At 66.4% G+C, this 18028-nt stretch carries 17 protein-coding genes; 13 read left to right on the top strand and 4 right to left on the bottom strand.

The window, feature by feature from the left end:
* Nucleotides 1-131 precede the first annotated feature (131 nt).
* A complete protein-coding gene (locus GHK24_RS08885; RefSeq protein WP_153472248.1) occupies nucleotides 132-1613 on the bottom strand; it encodes a sensor histidine kinase in 1482 nt (493 codons plus the stop codon).
* A complete protein-coding gene (locus GHK24_RS08880; RefSeq protein WP_153472245.1) occupies nucleotides 1610-2341 on the bottom strand; it encodes a response regulator in 732 nt (243 codons plus the stop codon). The genes GHK24_RS08885 and GHK24_RS08880 overlap by 4 nt, the downstream gene beginning before the upstream one ends.
* A gap of 288 nt (nucleotides 2342-2629) precedes the next feature.
* Here GHK24_RS08880 and GHK24_RS08875 point away from each other — a divergent pair, with 288 nt between their 5' ends.
* Both GHK24_RS08875 and GHK24_RS08870 read left to right on the top strand, forming a co-directional pair.
* Entirely contained in the window at nucleotides 2630-5620 is a 2991-nt protein-coding gene (locus GHK24_RS08875; protein ID WP_153472242.1) for a sensor domain-containing protein, read from the top strand.
* A gap of 205 nt (nucleotides 5621-5825) precedes the next feature.
* Complete coding sequence (locus GHK24_RS08870; RefSeq protein ID WP_194286403.1) at nucleotides 5826-6353, top strand: Spy/CpxP family protein refolding chaperone; 528 nt, start codon at nucleotides 5826-5828, stop codon at nucleotides 6351-6353.
* Between the two features lie 52 nt (nucleotides 6354-6405).
* On the opposite strand, the gene GHK24_RS08865 is transcribed toward GHK24_RS08870, so the two are convergent.
* A complete protein-coding gene (locus tag GHK24_RS08865; protein ID WP_153472236.1) occupies nucleotides 6406-6609 on the bottom strand; it encodes a hypothetical protein in 204 nt (67 codons plus the stop codon).
* A 167-nt stretch (nucleotides 6610-6776) separates the two neighbouring features.
* On the opposite strand from GHK24_RS08865, the gene GHK24_RS08860 reads away from it, so the two are divergent.
* Together GHK24_RS08860 and trhA are read left to right on the top strand one after the other, a co-directional pair.
* Nucleotides 6777-7115 carry a zinc ribbon domain-containing protein YjdM gene (locus GHK24_RS08860; protein WP_153472233.1) on the top strand — a complete coding sequence of 113 codons (339 nt, stop codon included), beginning with the start codon at nucleotides 6777-6779 and terminating at the stop codon, nucleotides 7113-7115.
* A gap of 276 nt (nucleotides 7116-7391) precedes the next feature.
* Nucleotides 7392-8111: a PAQR family membrane homeostasis protein TrhA gene (trhA, locus tag GHK24_RS08855; protein ID WP_167680954.1), complete on the top strand. Its 720-nt coding sequence runs from the start codon at nucleotides 7392-7394 to the stop codon at nucleotides 8109-8111.
* A 65-nt stretch (nucleotides 8112-8176) separates the two neighbouring features.
* Here trhA and plsB read toward each other — a convergent pair whose 3' ends face one another.
* Complete coding sequence (gene plsB / locus GHK24_RS08850) at nucleotides 8177-10678, bottom strand: glycerol-3-phosphate 1-O-acyltransferase PlsB (protein WP_153472230.1); 2502 nt, start codon at nucleotides 10676-10678, stop codon at nucleotides 8177-8179.
* A gap of 112 nt (nucleotides 10679-10790) precedes the next feature.
* On the opposite strand from plsB, the gene GHK24_RS08845 reads away from it, so the two are divergent.
* From GHK24_RS08845 to GHK24_RS08805, 9 genes are all read left to right on the top strand, one after another.
* Nucleotides 10791-11411 (top strand): riboflavin synthase, encoded by a 621-nt coding sequence (locus tag GHK24_RS08845; protein ID WP_153472227.1) that lies wholly within the window; start codon nucleotides 10791-10793, stop codon nucleotides 11409-11411.
* 92 nt (nucleotides 11412-11503) lie between these two features.
* Entirely contained in the window at nucleotides 11504-12640 is a 1137-nt protein-coding gene (gene ribBA / locus GHK24_RS08840; protein ID WP_153472224.1) for a bifunctional 3,4-dihydroxy-2-butanone-4-phosphate synthase/GTP cyclohydrolase II, read from the top strand.
* A gap of 64 nt (nucleotides 12641-12704) precedes the next feature.
* The gene (gene ribH, locus GHK24_RS08835; RefSeq protein ID WP_153472221.1) at nucleotides 12705-13202 is read left to right on the top strand and encodes a 6,7-dimethyl-8-ribityllumazine synthase; all 498 of its coding nucleotides are present in this window, start codon (nucleotides 12705-12707) and stop codon (nucleotides 13200-13202) included.
* Nucleotides 13199-13741, top strand: a complete 543-nt coding sequence (gene nusB / locus GHK24_RS08830) for a transcription antitermination factor NusB (RefSeq protein WP_153472218.1) — start codon at nucleotides 13199-13201, stop codon at nucleotides 13739-13741. Before ribH ends, nusB begins: the two co-directional genes overlap by 4 nt.
* A 13-nt stretch (nucleotides 13742-13754) precedes the next feature.
* Entirely contained in the window at nucleotides 13755-14714 is a 960-nt protein-coding gene (gene thiL / locus GHK24_RS08825) for a thiamine-phosphate kinase (protein ID WP_153472215.1), read from the top strand.
* The gene (locus GHK24_RS08820) at nucleotides 14707-15204 is read left to right on the top strand and encodes a phosphatidylglycerophosphatase A family protein (protein WP_153472212.1); all 498 of its coding nucleotides are present in this window, start codon (nucleotides 14707-14709) and stop codon (nucleotides 15202-15204) included. The genes thiL and GHK24_RS08820 overlap by 8 nt, the downstream gene beginning before the upstream one ends.
* 39 nt (nucleotides 15205-15243) lie before the next feature.
* On the top strand, nucleotides 15244-15744 hold the full coding sequence (locus GHK24_RS08815) for a CinA family protein (protein WP_153472209.1): 501 nt from the start codon (nucleotides 15244-15246) through the stop codon (nucleotides 15742-15744).
* A 152-nt stretch (nucleotides 15745-15896) separates the two neighbouring features.
* Entirely contained in the window at nucleotides 15897-16919 is a 1023-nt protein-coding gene (recA, locus tag GHK24_RS08810) for a recombinase RecA (protein WP_153472206.1), read from the top strand.
* A 75-nt stretch (nucleotides 16920-16994) separates the two neighbouring features.
* Nucleotides 16995-17804: a regulatory protein RecX gene (locus tag GHK24_RS08805; protein ID WP_153472202.1), complete on the top strand. Its 810-nt coding sequence runs from the start codon at nucleotides 16995-16997 to the stop codon at nucleotides 17802-17804.
* The last annotated feature ends 224 nt before the right edge of the window (nucleotides 17805-18028 follow it).

Below are 18028 nucleotides of genomic sequence, written 5' to 3'. Positions count from 1 at the left end.
TCTTGCTACAACGTCCGGCGATCTGCTTCCTGCCGATCTGCTTGCTGATTTTCCCGGCTTGTTCGGGCTTGTTCCGGCTTTTTGCCTCTTCGTTCTTTGTCCTTACTGCTTTCCGCTCGCTGCCGCGCGTCTCACGCGCAGGGCCAGCGCATCAGGATCAGCAAGCCGCCGCCCTCGGCCTCGGCGAGCGACAACTCGCCGCCCGAACCTTCAACGATGCGCCGCACGATGGCGAGGCCAAGGCCGCAACTGCCGCCCGTCGCCCGCGCTGGTTCGATCTGCGTGAAGGGTTCGAGCGCCCGCGCCCGCTCGCTGGCGGGAATCCCCGGCCCGTGATCGCGTAGCGACAGGCACACGTGGCGCGCTGTGCCGGGAGTCGCCGGAGTGCCAATTTCCGGGCAGGACAGCTGCAATTCGACGGGCGGCGCGCCGTACTGCAAGGCGTTGTCGATGAGGTTGTCGACGACGCGCTGCAAAGCGGCCGCCTCGATGGCGACGCGGCAGCCCGCCGCCTCGGGAGCTTCCGTCCACTGGACCGGACGCCCCAGTTCGCGCTGCCGCGCCACCGCCTCGGCGAGCACTTCGCCGATCGCCAGCGGTGCCGTTGGCCGATTACCCGCCGGCTCGCTGCGCAGGAAGGCCAGACATTGGCTGACGATGCGATCCATCGCGTCGACGTCGCGGGAAAGGCCGTCGCGCACCTCGGCCGCATCGTCCTCAAGCAGGGCGACGCGCAGACGCAGACGCGCCAGTGGCGCCCGCAGATCGTGCGTCAGGCCGGCCAGCATTTCGCGCCGTTCGGTTTCGGCGGCCTGGAGTTGCCCGAGCATCGTGTTGTGCTGCTCGGCGAGACGGCGCACCTCGGTCGGCCCTTCCGGCTGCACCGGCTGTCGTGCGCCGTCGCCCGTCGCCGCCACCGCTTCGCCAAGGCGCGCCAGCGGCCCGACGATGCCGCGCACAAAAAACGAGGCGAGGGCGACCAGCGCCGCCAGCGCCAAGGCCAGCGCCACCCACATTTGCGGCGGCAACTCCGGCGGCTCGAAACGTAGCGGTGGCAAGACCAGCCACCAGCGTTCCTGACCGGCCATGAAGCCGATCCAGAGTGCGCCGTGCGCCCGTCGTGAAGCCGTGGCGCCGTCGCGCTGACGGTCGCTAAGCGCGGCGTCGGGCGGCTCGCCCGACCCACGCTCACTCTCGCGCTCCGGCGGCGGCGCGTGATGCCAGATTGAATCGTGATGAAAGCCATGCCCGCCGGCGTAACGCAGCAGGACGGGCTCGCCCAGTTGCTCGGTCAACGCCACCGCGAGATGCTGGCCAAAGCCGAAATCCGGCGCATGCGTCGGCACACCGGGGCCGTCCGGCAGCAGTTGCAGTTGCGGCGTCGAGCCCACCGGGCACGCCTCCGCCAGTCGTGCACGTCCGGCATCGTCAAGCCCCGGCAGCACCGCCTGCAGGAGCCGCACTTGCGCGGCGATGAGTTGCGTCGTCTGCGAGACGTGCGCCGAACGGCGCACCTCGCCGAGTATCCAGAACGTCGCCATCTCGGCGACGACGATGGCGGCGACGATCAGCAGCACGGTACGCGCCGCCAGAGCGGCCGGCAGCAGTCTCATGGCGCCGATGCCGCTACCGGCGCGAGCCCTGCCGCGTCACCGACAAAGACGTAGCCGATCCCCCAGACGGTCTGCAAGTAGCGCGGGTGCGCCGGATCGTCCTCGATCAGCCGGCGCAGGCGATGCATCTGCACGTCGACGGAGCGGTCGTAGGATTCGCTGTCCTCACCGCGCGTCAATTCGAGCAGACGCTCACGCCGCATCGGCTGGTGGGCATTGCCGACCAGCGCATTGAGCAGGGCGAATTCGCCGCTGGTCAGCGCCACTTCCTGACCGTTGCAGAGCAGGCGACGCGCGCCCCGGTCGAAACGCCAGCGCCCGAAGCAGACCACACCACCCGCCGGGTCCGGCGCCGCCGGCAGACGCGCGCCCCGCCGCAGCACGGCGTCGATGCGCGCCACCAGCTCGCGCGGATCGAAGGGCTTGCCGACGTAGTCGTCGGCCCCCATTTCCAGCCCCAACACGCGATCGACCGGCTCGTCGCGCGCCGTCAGCATGATGACGGGACGCGTCTCGCCACGCGCGCGCAGGCGGCGACAGGCGGCCAGACCGTCTTCGCCCGGCATCATCAGATCGAGCACGACGAGTTGCGGCTGGTAGCGGTCAAGATACTCGTCGAGCTTGCGCGTATCAGGCAGGAGGAGGGCGTCAAAGCCGTGGCGCGCCAGATAGGTCGCCAGCAGCTGACGCAGTTCGGGGTCGTCGTCGACGATGAGGATTTTCTTCATGGCGCAATAGTCCGTGACGGGGCGTACGCGGTCGGCAACGCCCAGGCGGACGCCCTGACCGCCGGCAACGTCCGCCCGTCACGGGCACAACGGCGCCCGCGACGATGCGCAGCATTCTATGCGCGGACACGCTCGGCGACCGCCAGACGCAATAATTTGCAACCGATCTCGCGCCGGAGCATCTGACCGTTGTTGCGCGGCGGAAATACTGCCCTACAATGCAAAAAGCATTTTTGCTGATGATTGTCGCTGTGCCGTCGAAACGCCCTTCGTTACTGGCAGCAGACCATGACCTCCGCCCTACCCGGTTCCCCCCTCCCGCCGCGCGCGGCCGCAACCCGTATCGATGACGAAGAACTGCTGCGCGCGGTGCTCAACTGCCTGCCCTTGCGCGTCTTCGTCAAGGATCGTGATTCGACCTACCTCTTCTTCAACCGGAAGATGGCCGAAGACCTTGGCGTTGCCCCCGAAGCGCTGATCGGCCGCAACGATCTCGATTTCTTCCCCGCCGAACTGGCGCTACGCTACCGCGAAGACGACCGGCGCGTGCGCGAAGAAAAGCTGACCCTCTCGTACGAAGAGCCGTTTCGCACGCACGACGGCGAGGGCTGGATTCTCACCACCAAAACGCCCTGGTACACCGCCGACGGCGAGGTGGGCGGCATCCTTGGCTTCTTCGCCGACATCACCCCGCACAAACGCGCCGAAGCACGCTACGGCACGATCATCCAGACCTCGCGTGACGCCTTCGTCATTGTTGGCAGCGAAGGTGAGTTGTGCGACGTGAACGAAGCCTGCTGTCAGCTTGTCGGCTACACGCGCGACGAACTGCTCGGCATGCATTTGAGCGAAATCGAGGGGCAGCAAGGGCCGGCGGAAATCGCCGAGAACATGCAACGGCTGAGCCGCGACGGTGGCGGCTTCTTCGAGACGCAGTGGCGTCACCGTGACGGGCACCGCATCGCCGTCGAAGTCAGCGTGCGCCTGCTCGACGACGGCGGCGGCATGCGGTTTTTTGCCTTCGTCCACGATATCAGCGCGCGCCAGCGCATTGAGCTCGCGCTGGCGCACAAGACCGCCATCTACGCCATGCTCAGTCGCATCAACGGAGCGATCGTCAAACTGACGGACCGGCAGGCCCTGTTCACCGAGGTTTGCGACATTGCCACCCGTTACGGCGGCTTCGTCCTCGCCTGGATCGGCGAAGAGGCGAAAGGACGCTCCGAGAATGGCCGCGTACACGTCCTCGCCTGCAGCGGCGATGCCAAGCACCAGTCCTATCTCGAAACGCTCGTCATCCACACCTCTCCCGAGCTGGCGACTGGCCGCGGTGCGACCGGCACCGCCATCCGCGAAGGGCGGCCGGTGATCATGGAGCATCTGCAAACGCGCGACGAATCGGAACCGTGGCATGCGGAAATGCGGCGCTGTGGCCTGCGCTCGAGCATGGCGCTGCCCATCGGCGGCGGCAGCTTTCGCGGCGCCTTCACCGTGTACGCCGAAGAGGAGAGCTATTTCGACGAAGACGTCGTCGCGCTGCTCGAAGAAGTCGCCGGCGATATTTCGTTTGCTCTGGCGAAAATGGCCGACACCGAACAGCGCCTCTACGCGGAAAGCCAGGTCGCCCTCTACGCCCAGGTTTTCGCCAACAGCAGCGACGGCATGATCATCACCGACGCCGCGAACAACATCGTCGCGGTCAATGCCTCCTTCGTCGACATTACCGGCTACACGGCCGCCGAAGTGCTCGGCCAGAACCCGCGACTGCTCAAATCTGACCGGCACGACCGACAGTTTTATCAGGATCTCTGGGCGACGCTCAGCGCGCAGGGTGCCTGGCAGGGCGAACTGTGGAACCGGCGCAAGAATGGCGACATCTATCCGGCCTGGGTGACGATCAACCTCGTCCGCGACACAGCGGGCCGCGTCAGCAACCACTTCGCCGTCTTCAGCGATCTGATGCAGAAGAAAGCGGCGGAAGAGCTGCACCGCCTGAAGCGCTTCGACGCGCTGACCGGGCTGCCCAATCAGCTGATGATGGAAGACCGCGTCGGCGAGGCCATCATCCACGCCACGCAGCACGACCGGCACGTCGGCGTGCTCTTCATCAACCTCGACCACTTCCACATGGTCAACGACCTCTTCGGTCACGTCGCCGGCGATCAGGTACTCAACCAGAGCGCGCGACGCCTGCTCGATGTCGTTGGCGCGCAGGGAACGGTTTCGCGCTTCTCGGGCGATTTCTTCGTTGTCGCCTTGCCCGACCTCAACGCCGCCAGCGCCATCAATCCCGTCGCCTCGGCCCTGCTCGCCAGCATCGCCGAGCCCTACGCCGTCAGCGGCCAGCTGATCAATCTCTCGGCGCGTATCGGCATCGCCGTCTTCCCCAACGATGGCAAGGACTTCGCCACCCTGATGAAGAACGCCGACTCGGCCCTGCTCAATGCCAAGGTCGGCGGCAAGAACAGCTTCCGCTTTTTCACCAAGCGCATGAACGAGCACTCGCAACGTCTGCTGACCATCGGCGACGACCTGCGGCGCGCCGTCGCCGAGCGCTGGCTGACGCTGCACTACCAGCCGCAGGTCGATCTCGGCAGCGGCAAGGTGGTCGGTGTCGAAGCGCTGATCCGCATCGACCATCCGCAGCGCGGCCTGATTCCGCCGGGCGAGTTCATCTCCGTGGCCGAAGAGAACGGCATGATCTTCACGCTCGGCGAATGGGCGCTCGACGAAGCCTGCCGGCAGCGCCGGCGCTGGCTCGATGCCGGCTTCGACGACTTCGTCGTCGCCGTGAACGTATCGGCACACCAGATGGCGCGCGGCGATCTACCGGAGATCGTCGCCCGCACGCTGGCCGGCCATCGCCTCGACGGCCGCTACCTGGAGCTTGAGTTCACCGAAAGCTCCCTGATGCGCAACGTCGGCAAGTCGCTTTCGCTCATGCAGCAGTTCCACGCCATGGGCGTCCGCCTGTCGATTGACGACTTTGGCACCGGCTATTCCAGTCTCGCCTATCTCAAGCAGTTCCCGCTCGACAAGCTCAAGATCGACCAGTCCTTTGTCCGCCATCTGGACGAGCAGGGCAGCGATGCCCTCATCGTCCAGGCCATTCTCGCCCTGTCGCACGCCCTCGGCCTGACCAGCATCGCCGAAGGCGTCGAAAGCCTCGCCCAGCAGAACATCCTGCGCGAACTCGGCTGCTGCGAGATGCAGGGCTACCTCTTCAGCCGCCCGCTGACTGCGGCGGCGGTGGAAAGCCTGCTGCCACGGCGCGCCTGAGCGGCAGAGCGACGCAAAGCTTCGCCACCCGTTCACCCGCGCAACAATTTGCAATTTTTTGCCATGCCGGCGAAATCGTTTGACAAGGTGGGGCGCGGACAATGCCCCCATCAACGCCGGCCACGCGGGCCGAGCGACGATGCCGGCACCGACACGTGCCGGACAAGCACAGCCCAGATCCCGTAACCCTCAGCGGAGAACACACATGCACACGACGAACAAATCGACCTCCTCGCGCACCCTGCGCCGCTTCCTCGCCACCGCTGCCATTGGCCTCGGCCTTGGCGCAGCCAGCACCAGCTTCGCCCTGCCGCCCGATGGCGGCTGCGACGGCCGCGCGCGCGGCGACTGGAGCGCCGAACACGGCGGCCACGGCAGCCCCTTGCGCGAACTGGGCCGCCTGCACGACGAACTGAAGCTCGATGCCAAGCAGGAAGCGCTGTGGAAAGACGCCGAGCAGGCGACACGCGACGCACGCAAAGACAGCCGCGAACGTCTGCGCGAAGAACACGAAAAGACGCTGGCCGCCCTCGATCAGCCGAACGCCGACCTGCGCGCCATCTTCAAGGCGCACGACGAAACGCACGCCGATATCGCCAAGCGGCACGAAGCCTCGCGCGAACGCTGGTTCGCCTTCTACGACAGCCTCAACCCGAACCAGAGGGAAAAAGCCCGCCTCTTCCTGCGCAAGATGATCGACCACGCCGGACACGCTGCTCCCGACCGTCGTTAACGCAAAAAGCCCCCGCGCCACATCGGCGCGAGGGCTTTCTTAGCGCAGGCGATCAGGCCGTAACGTTGATGACCTGACCGACTTTCTGACCGCTGCTGTTGACCGTGGGCGCCGGTGCGCTCACGGCCGCCGTGGCATCGTCGGCGTCGCGGTCGTGATCCGGCCCGCGCTTCTGGACTTCGGCGGCTTCAGCGGAGCGCTGTGCAACGGGTGTGGCGGCAGTGCCGTAAGCCGCGCTGGTTGACGCAATGTTCATGATCGATTCCTTCGTAGCTGTCATAGACGTGGAATGCCGCGCCCAAGGAATGTTACGGCGCGCGCCTCACATTCTTGAGACAATCAGTCGGGTATTTCGTGCAAAGACAATTTGCCGTGCGCGACGAGTCCTTTAGAATGCGCGGCCCATCCCGGAAGCTCTCCGCCATGACGCCCACCGCCTGCCCGCAATGCACCCTTGAGAACACCTACCCGGACGGCGATCGCACCGTCTGTGCCGACTGCGGCTTCGAGTGGCCCACACAGGCGGCCGCAGAAGACGATCAGGCAGACACCCGCGTCGTGCGCGACGCCAACGGCAACGTCCTTGCCGACGGCGATTCGGTGGTACTGATCAAGGATCTGAAGGTCAAGGGTTCGTCGATCACCCTGAAGGTCGGCACCAAGGTGAAGAGCATCCGCCTCGTCGGTGGCGACCACGAGGTCGACTGCAAGATGGAGGCCGGCAGCTTCATGCTGAAGGCCTGCTTCCTGAAGAAAGCCTGAACCTTCGCGCACAACGACGGTTCTCAAGGCTGAGACGCCCCGCTTCGGGGCCGCCCCAGCCAGCGCCGCGCGGGGCCACGCCGGCAAGGGTGACGCGTGACAGGACAGCCACGCCGCCCATCGCAGAGGTCGCAGTTCTCGCGTGAGGGCGCGTTCTCTCGTGGGAGAGTGCTCATCGGGCCGGCGACGGCACCCTCACACCATGTGTTGGTGCCCGGAAGGCGTGGCGTATAGTCAGCGTATCGCCGCTGGCGACATTTTCCGTGAGGTTCCACCGTGAGTTCCGTTTCCGTTCCATCGCCACAGGCCGGCCACGCTGCGCCGGCCGCTTCGTCTGCGTTGCCGAGCTACAGCGCACGCGAGGAGTTGGCAAACAGCATCACGCACGGCGTCGGTATCGTTCTGGCGATTGCCGGTCTGGCCGTTCTCGTCGCGTTTTCGACGCTCAATGGCGATGTCTGGCACATCGTCAGCTGCGCGGTCTTCGGCGCCGCCATGATCCTCTGCTACACGGCCTCGACGCTCTATCACAGCGTCAGCGGCGAACGTCTGCGGCAGGTTTTCCGCACGCTCGACCACTCGGCGATTTTTCTGCTCATCGCCGGCACCTACACACCGTTCATGCTGGTCAGCCTGCGCGGCCCGTGGGGCTGGTCGCTGTTCGTCCTGATCTGGACGCTGGCGATTGCCGGGATTGTCTTGCGCCTGACCCTGCGCGGCCGCCTGCATGGACTGGTCGTGGCGCTTTACGTCGCCATGGGCTGGGTGGCGATCATCGCCATTCAGCCGCTGCTGGCACGGCTCGGCGGTGGCGGACTGGCACTGCTGGCCGCCGGCGGACTGGCCTACACCGGCGGCGTCGTTTTCTACAAATGGCGCCGCCTGCCGTACAACCACGCGATCTGGCACGGCTTCGTGCTACTCGGCAGCGCCTTGCACTTTTTCGCCGTGCTGTTTTACGTCATTCCCTGGCCGGCGACCGGGGTCAGCGCCTGAGCTCGACGCACGTCTGACAAGCCGCCCCCCGTGTCACCTACCCGCCCAGCAGCAAGCGGCTGGCGTCAGGGCGCAAGCGGCGCGACGACGCCTTCGCCGGCCATCCGCCGCACGGCCTGACGCACATCGGCCGGCAACACCAGTTCGGCCCAGCGCAGCGGCGTCGTCATGTGCGGCTCGAAATGCAGGAGGCCGTCCTCGCCTTCGTGGAGCAAGCCGGTTTCCAGCAGATGCCCCAGCACCGCTGTAAACAGCGAACGCTCGGAAAACTCGGCGGTGTTGAATTCGTAGAGCAGCGTCAGGCGTTGCGCCAGCAAGTGGCAGTCTTCTTCCAGCCCGCGCCGGGTCAGGCAACCGGAGCCGGCGCGTTCGAGCAGGGCGAGGATGAGGAAGTGGCGTTCGAGCGTCGGCCGGATGTTCTCGCCGAGGCGGCGCAAGTCGGCGAACTCGGCGCGATTCGTCTCTGGAGCCACGAGGTCGCCTGTCGGCGTGCGTTCGAGCAGACCGCGCGCAAGCAGCACGGCGACGTAGGCGTCGACCACCGCAGGCAGTTCGTCGGCAGACCAGCGCAGATACAACTCCGAACGCATCAGCGAATAGATCGCCGCCAGAGCTTCACGCAGATGCGTCTCACCGAGACGCCGGTTGTGGCTAAGCAGGCAGGCCATCAAGGCGGGCAGGGCGATCAGATGCAGGACGTTGTTGCGGAAATACGCCAACTGCGGCGCCTGCTGCTCGACGACGCGCAGCAGATCGCCGAGCGGGTGGGCGACCTGCTCGACGTAGCCCATCCGCTGTGCGGTGGCGACGATCTCTGCCGGCGACTGCGCACAGGTGATACTGGACGCCGAATAGGGCACCTCGGCCAGCAGGGCCTGACAGTGGGCAATCTGGCGCAACAAGGCCTGCTCGTCGGCAGCGTGTTTCGGCGTCGCCAGAAGCGTCAGCGCGATCAGATTGATCGGATTGATGACCGCTGCTTCGTTGATGCGCTGCGCCAGTTCGCCCGCCGCCGCCAAGGTCGCCGCACGCGGCCAGTCCTCGGCCGGCGGGGTCTCGCTGGCGGGGGGCGCCGGCTCGGCCGTCCAGCCCGGACGAATGCCGTCGAGGAATGCCGCCAGCGGCAGCGGCTCGCCAAAATTCACGTGCACCGTGCCGAACTCGCGCTTCAGCCGCCGCGCGGTGCGCAGCACCCCCCACAGCGACTCGCGCTGTTTCGGGCGCCCCTCCAGTTCGCGCAGGTACGTACTGCCTTCGACGACTTTTTCGTAACCGATGTAGACCGGCACGAAAATCAGCGGGCGCTGATGCTCGCGCACGAAGCTCCTCACCGTCATGCCGAGGATGCCCGCCTTCGGTGCCAGCAGACGGCCGCTGCGGCTACGCCCGCCTTCGATGAAGTACTCGATGGGAAACCCGCGCGTGATGATGAGATGCAGATACTCGTGAAAAACCGCCGCGTAGAGCGGCTCGCCCTTGAACGTGCGGCGCATGAAAAAAGCGCCACCGCGCCGCAGCAATGGCCCCACCAGCGGCAGATTGAGGTTCGCACCGGCGGCGATGTGCGGCGGCGTCAGCCCATTGCGATAGAGGATGAAGGAGAGCAGCAGGTAGTCGACGTGACTGCGATGGCAGGGCGTATAGATGACACTCTGGCCCGGCGCAATCGACGCCAGCCGGTCGATGTGGTGCACTTCGACGCCATCGTAGAGGCGGTTCCACAGCCAGGTGAGGAACAGCTCGAGCGCCCGTACCGCGCCGTACGAATAGTCGGAAGCAATTTCCAGCGCAAAGCGCCGCGCGCGGGCCTCGGCTGCCGCCGGCGACTGCTTGCGCGTCGCCGCCTCGGCGCTGATCGCCGCACGAACGGTGGGCGCGGCCAGCAGGGCGTCGACTTGCGTGTTGCGGTGCGACAGATCGGGGCCAATCGCCATTTCGCGCTGCCGGCGAAAGTGCACGCGCAAGACGCGCGACAGCTTGCGCAGCGCCCGAGGCGCATCCGGCATCGGCGCGTTTTCGCTGAAAACACCGGTCAAGGACACCGGCGTATTAAAGCGCACCAGAACGTTCCGCCCGTGCACCAACACCGCCAGAATCTGGCCGAGGATGCCTGGCACCCGCCAGGTCTCGGCAAACAGGGCGCCGAGGATCGAATCCTGATGCTTCGGGCTGCGCCCCCAGAGAATCGTCACCGGCACCAGCTGCACGTCCACCGGGCCGCCGGCGCACGCCTGTTCGACCAAACGCACGAGCAGCGGCGAATGCTCGTAGCGCTCACGCGCGGAAGCCGTCAGACGCTGCCGGCGCGTCAGGAAAATGACCGACCGCGGCGCCCGCACGGCACCAACCGTCAGCGCCGATTCCGCCAGCGGCAAACCGGCGCGCCGCGATTCATCAAACAGGGTCAGCAGATTGGCCAGTCGGCCGTCCTGCAGGACGTAACAGACGGGCTTCTCCGGATCGATGCCCAGACTCGCCGGATCGTCGGGAAATACGTCGGCACGTACCCAGAGGCGCAACATGCGGCGCATGACGATGCTGGCGGACAGGTCGAGAAAGCGGAGCATGAGCAATAGCGGTTTGCGGAGCGGGGCAAGATTCTACCCCGGCCGGCGTGCCGCCGCCTCGCCGCCCGCGTGCTAGAATCGCCGTCCTCTCGCCATAAGGGATTGATCGATCATGTTTTCCGGAATCATCGCCGGTCTCGGTCGCATCGTGGATCTGTCGCCGCGCGCCGACAACGACGCAACGCTGCGCCTGAGCATCGACGCAGGCAGTCTCGATCTTAGCGATGTCGCGCTCGGCGACTCCATCGCCTGTAGCGGCGTCTGTCTGACGGTCACCGACCTCGCGCCGGGCCACTTCTGCGTCGACGTCTCGCCCGAAACGCTCGCCTGCACCGTCGGCCTCGACGCGCCGGGCCAGGTGAACCTCGAAAAAGCGCTGCGTCTAGCCGACCGTCTCGGCGGCCATCTGGTCTCCGGACACGTCGACGGCGTCGGCGAAGTACTGCGCTTCGACCCCGTCGGCACCGGCGAAGACGCCTGCCGTCTGCTCGAGATCCGCGCCCCGCAGGCGCTCGCCAAATACATCGCACGCAAAGGCTCGATCACGGTTGACGGTGTCAGCCTGACGACCAACACGGTGGATGGCGCAATCTTCACCATCAACCTGATTCCGCACACCCTGACCGTGACGACGCTGCACCGTCTGGCGCCCGGCGCACGCGTCAATCTCGAGATCGACCTGATCGCGCGTTACGTCGAGCGCATGCTCGGCGAACAAGGCAGCGCCGACTGACCTCGTTTCTCCCGGAGCCTGCCGCCGTGGCGCCGCCTGCGGCGCCGGCAGCCTCTCTCCGGACATCCCCTTTCCACTGCTGGAGGCCGCGCATGTCGCCGCAAACCGCATCTTCATTGCTTTCCCCGATCGACGAAATCATCGCCGAGATCAGCGCCGGTCGCATGGTGATTCTGGTCGACGAAGAAGACCGCGAAAACGAAGGCGATCTTCTGATTGCCGCCGAACACATCACGCCTGAAGTCATCAACTTCATGGTCACCCACTGCCGCGGCCTCGTCTGTCTGACGCTGACCGAAGAGCGCTGCCGGCAACTCGGTCTGACGCAGATGGCGCGGGACAACCGCAGCCAGTTCTCCACCGCCTTCACCGTCTCCATCGAAGCGGCCGAAGGCGTCACCACCGGCATTTCGGCGCACGACCGCGCGCGCACCGTGCAAGCCGCCGTCGCCAAGGAGGCCGGGCCGCAGGATATCGTCCAGCCCGGCCATATTTTCCCGATCATGGCGCAACCCGGCGGCGTACTCGTTCGCGCCGGCCATACCGAAGCGGGCTGCGATCTGGCGTTGCTTGCCGGCTGCGAACCGGCGGCGGTGATCTGCGAGATCCTCAAGGACGACGGCACCATGGCGCGTCTGCCTGATCTCGTCGAGTTCGCCCGCCAGCACGGTCTGAAGATCGGCGCCATCGCCGACCTGATCCACTACCGCAGCCACAACGAGACGCTGGTCGAACGCCGCCTGTCGAAGACGGTGCAAACCCCGTACGGCGAGTTCACCCTGCACGCTTTCGCTGACCGCAGCTCGAATGAAGTCCATCTGGCGCTGACGCGCGGCGACATCCAGCCCGGGCGCGAAACGCTCGTCCGGGTTCACGAATCGCTCTCGGCGCTCGACTTCCTCGACACGCTGGGCGGCCGCCACACCTTCCCGCTCTCCGTCGCCATGCAGGCGATCAGCCAGGCCGAAGCCGGCGCCATCGTCCTGCTGCACCGTCAGGAAAGCGGCGACAGCATTCTCGCCGCGCTGACGGCGGATGCTGCTGCCAAGGCCGCTTCGCCGCGCTGGGATCCCCGCACCTACGGCATCGGCGCACAAATCCTGCGCCAGCTCGGCGTCTGCCGCATGAAGCTGATTGGCAGCCCGCGCCGCATGCCGAGCGTCGCCGGCTTCGGCCTCGAAGTCACTGGCTTCGTCGCCAGCCCCGCCGAACTGACGCCCCCCCGCTAACGCCCCAACCTTCCCCTTCACCCCAACCGGGCACGCCGCCCGGTCGACGCGAAAGAGCCCCACCATGGCGCGATACGAGACGCTTCAGGAATTCGATTTTTCCACCCCCGCCGAACCGGCGACGGCCGGACGCGGGCTGCGTATCGGTATCGTCGTCAGCCGCTTCAACCCCGATATTTGCCGGGGCTTGAGCGACGCCTGCGTCGCCGCCCTGCGCGAGGCGGGCGTCGCGGACAGCGACATCACCATCGCCTCCGTCCCCGGCGCCCTTGAGATCCCGCTGACGCTGCTGACGCTGGCGCAGAGCCAGCGCTACGACGCGCTGATCGCGCTCGGCGCGGTGATTCGCGGGGAAACCTACCACTTCGAAGTCGTTTCCAACGACGCCTGCCGTGCGCTGATGGAAGTCCAGCTCGACACCGGCGTGCCGATCGCCAACGGCATTCTCACCACCGAAGACGACGATCAGGCGCTGGCCCGCATGACCACCAAAGGAATCGACTGCGCACGAGCCGCCATTGAAATGGCGACGCTGCTCAATGCGCTTGAGGAACAACGATGAGCGACGAAAACAACACTCCCCAGAACACCACGACCGACGTTCCGGAAGCCGCCCCGCGCAAGTCCGGCGGCGCCCCGCGCGGCAAGGCACCGGCGCGCAGCGGCAAATCGCCGCGCCGGCTGGCCCGCGAGTTCGCCATGCAGGGCCTCTATCAATGGCGCGTCGGCGGTGCCGACGAGGCCACCATCGAAGCACATGTGCATGAAGCGGACGGCTTTCACAAAGCCAACGGCGATTTCTACCGCGCCCTGCTGCGCGGCGTGATGCGCCGCCATGCCGAGTTGCAGGCCGCGCTCGAACCCTTCCTCGACCGCCCGTTCGCCGAGCTGTCGCCGGTCGAGTCGAGCATTCTCCTCGCCGCCGCCTTCGAGCTTGAAACCTACCCGGAGACGCCTTACCGCGTCATCATCAACGAGGCCATCGAGCTGGCGAAGGGCTTTGGCGGCGCTGACGGCCACAAGTTCGTCAACGGCGTCCTCGACAAGCTCGCCGCCCGCCTGCGCCCCGAAGAAGTCGCCGCCCGCCGCGCCGGACGCTGATCGCACCGTCCGCATGGCCGGCGAATTCGATCTCATCCGGCGCCATTTCGCGCGCGCCACGCCGGCCACCATGCTCGGCCCCGGCGACGACTGCGCCCTGCTGACGCCAAGCCCCGGCCAGACACTCGCCGTCACCACCGACATGCTGGTAGCCGGCGTGCACTTCGCCCCCGATGCCGACCCTGAAGGTCTCGGCTGGAAGACGCTGGCGGTCAACGTCTCCGACCTCGCCGCCATGGGCGCAAAACCACGCTGGGCCTTGCTGGCGGGCGCGCTGCCGAACGCCGACGACGACTGGATCGGCGCCTTCGCGCGCGGCTTTTTTGCCTGCGCCGCGCGTTACCAACTCGATCTCGTCGGCGGCGACACGACCCGTGGGCCGCTGACGCTGTCGGTTACCGCCATCGGCGAACTGCCCGCCGGCTTGGCGCTGCGCCGCGACGGCGCGCGAGAGGGCGACGATCTGTGGATTTCGGGCACCCCCGGACTCGCCGCGCTGGCCCTCGCCGCCCGTCAAGGGCGCACGACACTGCCGGAGACGCTACGTAGCGCGTGCGACACCGCGCTCGACACGCCGACGCCACGCGTTGAACTCGGCCTCGCCCTGCGAGAGGAACATCTCGCGCACGCCGCCATCGACGTTTCCGACGGACTGCTCGCCGATCTCACCCACATCCTCGAACGCTCCGCGCTGGCCGCCGAGGTCGATCTCGGCGAACTTGCGCCCGCCCCCGAAGGCGTCGCCAGCGCGCTGTGGCACGATTGCCTGCTCGCCGGCGGCGATGACTACGAGTTGCTGTTTACCGCCCCGTCGGCGCACCGGCAGGCGATCGCGGCCCTGGCAAAGCGACTGGCGCTGCCGCTCACCCGCTGCGGACGCCTGCACGCCGGCACGCCCGGCGCACTGAGCGTGCGCAACCGGAACGGCGACCCGCTCACCCTCACTCGACGCGGATACGATCACTTTGGCTAAACTTCCCCCCCCGCCACTCGGCTTCCTCTTTTCGCACCCGGCACACTTTGTCGCCTGCGGCTTTGGTAGCGGACTGTCGCCGTTCGCCCCCGGCACCGCCGGCACGCTCTTCGCGTGGGCGACCTTTCCGTTGCTCGCCTGGGCGATGGCTCCGACCTGGCTGCTGGTCTTTCTCGCGCTGGCGTTCGCTGTGGGCGTCGCCGCCGCACACCGCACGGGTGCTGATCTTGGCGTCGTCGATCATGGCGCCATCGTCTGGGACGAGATCGTCCCCTTCTGGCTGGTGCTCTTCCTCTGCCCAGCCGGCTGGCTGTGGCAAACGGCGGCGTTCTTCCTCTTCCGTTTCTTCGATATCGTCAAACCCTGGCCGGCCAATTATTTCGACGAGCAGGTGAAGAACGGCTTTGGCGTGATGACCGACGATCTTTTCGCCGCGGTCTACACCATCGGCGTGCTGCTCGGCGCCAGTGTCCTGCTGGCACGCCTCTAGGAATCCACGCCGAGCCACGCCCTACACGGGAGGTATCGCATGCACCCGAACGCGCTCGAACTCCTCGCCGCCCGCGTCGGCGAGCAACTGCTGCAACGCGACGAGCGTCTGGCTCTCGCCGAATCCTGTACGGGCGGCTGGGTCGCCCAGTGCGTTACAGCCATCGCCGGTAGCTCGCGCTGGTTCGACCGGGGCTTCGTCACGTACTCCAATGCCGCCAAGATGGAGATGCTCGGCGTCGATCCGGCGACCTTGTCCACGCACGGCGCGGTCAGCGAAGCAACGGCGCTGGCCATGGCCGACGGCGCGCTGGCGCATAGTCCGGCCGACTGGGCAATCGCCATCAGCGGCATCGCCGGTCCTGAGGGCGGTACGCCAGCCAAGCCCGTCGGCACGGTCTGTTTTGCCTGGGCGCATCGCGACGGACGACGCGATGCCACGACGCAGCATTTCGCCGGCGACCGTGAAGCCGTGCGCGCCGCCTCCGTCGCCAGCGCCCTCGGCGGCCTCCTTGAGCGCTGTGCGACGCTCTCCGCCTGAGCCCTTCGGCGGGCGCCGCCGACGTCAGTGTCACGCCGCAGGTGCACACCCGCATTTTTACTGTATATAATCCCAGTGTCGGGCGCGGCATTGCCGAATCCCACCCTCTCACGACTACGACACTTCCCATCACTCAAGACAAAGGATCGACGATGGACGACAACAAGGCAAAAGCCCTCTCCGCCGCGCTGGCGCAGATCGAGAAACAGTTCGGCAAGGGTTCGATCATGAAAATGGGCGAGGGCAGCGTCGAAAACGACATTCAGGTCGTCTCGACGGGTTCGCTTGGGCTCGACATCGCGCTTGGCATCGGCGGCCTGCCTCGCGGGCGAGTCGTCGAAATCTACGGCCCGGAATCCTCCGGCAAGACGACGCTGACGCTGCAAGTCGTCGCGCAGATGCAAAAGCTCGGTGGCGTCGCCGCCTTCATCGACGCCGAGCACGCACTCGACCCCACCTACGCGCAGAAGCTCGGCGTGAACATGGAGGAACTGCTCATCTCGCAGCCAGATACGGGCGAACAGGCGCTGGAAATCGCCGACATGCTCGTACGCTCCGGCGGCGTTGACGTCATCATCATCGACTCGGTCGCCGCGCTGACGCCGCGCGCCGAAATCGAAGGCGAAATGGGCGACCAGATGGTCGGCCTGCACGCCCGCCTGATGAGTCAGGCGCTGCGCAAGCTCACCGCCAACATCAAGAAAACCAACACGCTGGTGATCTTCATCAACCAGATCCGCATGAAGATCGGCGTCATGTTCGGCTCGCCGGAAACGACGACCGGCGGCAATGCACTGAAGTTCTACGCCTCCGTCCGTCTCGATATCCGCCGTATCGGCGCGATCAAGAAGAACGACGAAGTCGTCGGCAGCGAAACCAAGGTCAAGGTCGTCAAGAACAAGGTGGCGCCACCGTTCCGCGAAGCCATTTTCGACATCCTCTACGGCGAGGGCTGCTCGCGCGAAGGCGAAATCATCGAACTTGGCGTCACGCACAAGCTGGTCGAAAAATCCGGCTCCTGGTACGCCTACAAGGGCGAGAAGATCGGCCAGGGCAAGGACAACGCCCGCGAATTCCTCAAGGCCAACCCAGCCATCGCCGAGGAAATCGAAAACAACATCCGCGCCGCGGTCAAGGTTCCCGCCAGCAACCGACCGACCCCTCCCGCCGCCTGAGATGAGATTCGCCCGGTGGCAATCCCCGCTGACTGAGCCGTTCACTCAGCGGGCCACGCACCACCTAGCGCCAAGATGACGCGCCGGCGTGCCACCGACGGCGCCAGCGGCCTGCGCGACTACGCGCTGCGCCTGCTGGCCCGTCGCGATTACACACGCGCCGAACTGCACCGCAAGCTCACCGCCGCCGCGACGGCCGCCAGCGAACCCGCCCGCGCGCGTAGTCGTGGCAGCCATAGTCGCAGCGATGACCGCGACGACGAGCACGACTTTGCGAGCAAAGCGCCCGCCCGCCGTTTCGCTGGCACGGCACACGAGGAGGTGGGCGACGAACGGGGCTGGCCTGACGACGCATTCGACTGCATTGGCGAAGGCGCCCGCAAATACGCGCCGGAGTCCTGTGGCGAATCGGTCTCGGATTTTGCATCCGCCCCCCCTTGCACCGACGTAGCCCCGACGCCTCAGACGAGTGCTTTCGATACGCACGAAGCTACTGATCCTGCCGATCCCGGCGTAACCATCGCCGCGCTGCTCGACGACCTTGTCGAACGCGGGCTCGTTGCCGATACGCGCTACGCCGAGAACCGTGTACGCGCCCGTGCGGCGCGCTACGGCAACGCCCGCCTTGGCAACGAGCTACGGCAAAAAGGCGTCGACGCTGAAGCAGTTGCCGACGCCCTGCGCCTCGCGGCCGGCGACGAGTTCACGCGCGCGCAAACGCTATGGCAACGCAAATTCGGACAGGCCGCCTGCGACGCCAAGGAATACGCCCGCCAGATGCGGCATCTGCTGTCGCGCGGGTTTTCCGGCGATGTCGTGCGACGCGTCCTGCAAGCGGCCGCTAGCAGCGAAGCCATTGCGGACGATTTCGACGCGTCGTACTGAACGGACGCGGACGGAGGACAATACGCTTCGCCGACGTGCAACGCCCGCGACGACGATCAGGCGTGCTAGCATCGCCAGCCTTCGCCCGTTCCGGCACGCTTTTTGTGGCGCAGGCACGAGATCGCCAGATTTGTCCGCCCAGCGCTTGAATGGCGGCGGGCATGGCAAGAAGCGTGACGAAGCGGGACGTACCGCGCGGGTCGCGTGCGGCGTATGACGAGTTG

The organism is Rhodocyclus gracilis (assembly GCF_009617575.1).
GTDB classification, from domain to species: Bacteria; Pseudomonadota; Gammaproteobacteria; order Burkholderiales; family Rhodocyclaceae; genus Rhodocyclus; species Rhodocyclus gracilis.
The sequence above is the reverse complement of the archived record's forward strand: the minus strand, read 5'-3'. Positions and strand labels throughout refer to the sequence as shown.

Coding starts and splice junctions, on each gene's coding strand:
- GHK24_RS08885 (WP_153472248.1), bottom strand. CDS start 1,613: ATGAGACTGCTGCCGGCCGCTCTGGCGGCGCGTACCGTGCTGCTGATC.
- GHK24_RS08880 (WP_153472245.1), bottom strand. CDS start 2,341: ATGAAGAAAATCCTCATCGTCGACGACGACCCCGAACTGCGTCAGCTG.
- GHK24_RS08875 (WP_153472242.1), top strand. CDS start 2,630: ATGACCTCCGCCCTACCCGGTTCCCCCCTCCCGCCGCGCGCGGCCGCA.
- GHK24_RS08870 (WP_194286403.1), top strand. CDS start 5,826: ATGCACACGACGAACAAATCGACCTCCTCGCGCACCCTGCGCCGCTTC.
- GHK24_RS08865 (WP_153472236.1), bottom strand. CDS start 6,609: ATGAACATTGCGTCAACCAGCGCGGCTTACGGCACTGCCGCCACACCC.
- GHK24_RS08860 (WP_153472233.1), top strand. CDS start 6,777: ATGACGCCCACCGCCTGCCCGCAATGCACCCTTGAGAACACCTACCCG.
- plsB (WP_153472230.1), bottom strand. CDS start 10,678: ATGCTCCGCTTTCTCGACCTGTCCGCCAGCATCGTCATGCGCCGCATG.
- GHK24_RS08845 (WP_153472227.1), top strand. CDS start 10,791: ATGTTTTCCGGAATCATCGCCGGTCTCGGTCGCATCGTGGATCTGTCG.
- ribBA (WP_153472224.1), top strand. CDS start 11,504: ATGTCGCCGCAAACCGCATCTTCATTGCTTTCCCCGATCGACGAAATC.
- ribH (WP_153472221.1), top strand. CDS start 12,705: ATGGCGCGATACGAGACGCTTCAGGAATTCGATTTTTCCACCCCCGCC.
- nusB (WP_153472218.1), top strand. CDS start 13,199: ATGAGCGACGAAAACAACACTCCCCAGAACACCACGACCGACGTTCCG.
- thiL (WP_153472215.1), top strand. CDS start 13,755: ATGGCCGGCGAATTCGATCTCATCCGGCGCCATTTCGCGCGCGCCACG.
- GHK24_RS08815 (WP_153472209.1), top strand. CDS start 15,244: ATGCACCCGAACGCGCTCGAACTCCTCGCCGCCCGCGTCGGCGAGCAA.
- recA (WP_153472206.1), top strand. CDS start 15,897: ATGGACGACAACAAGGCAAAAGCCCTCTCCGCCGCGCTGGCGCAGATC.
- GHK24_RS08805 (WP_153472202.1), top strand. CDS start 16,995: ATGACGCGCCGGCGTGCCACCGACGGCGCCAGCGGCCTGCGCGACTAC.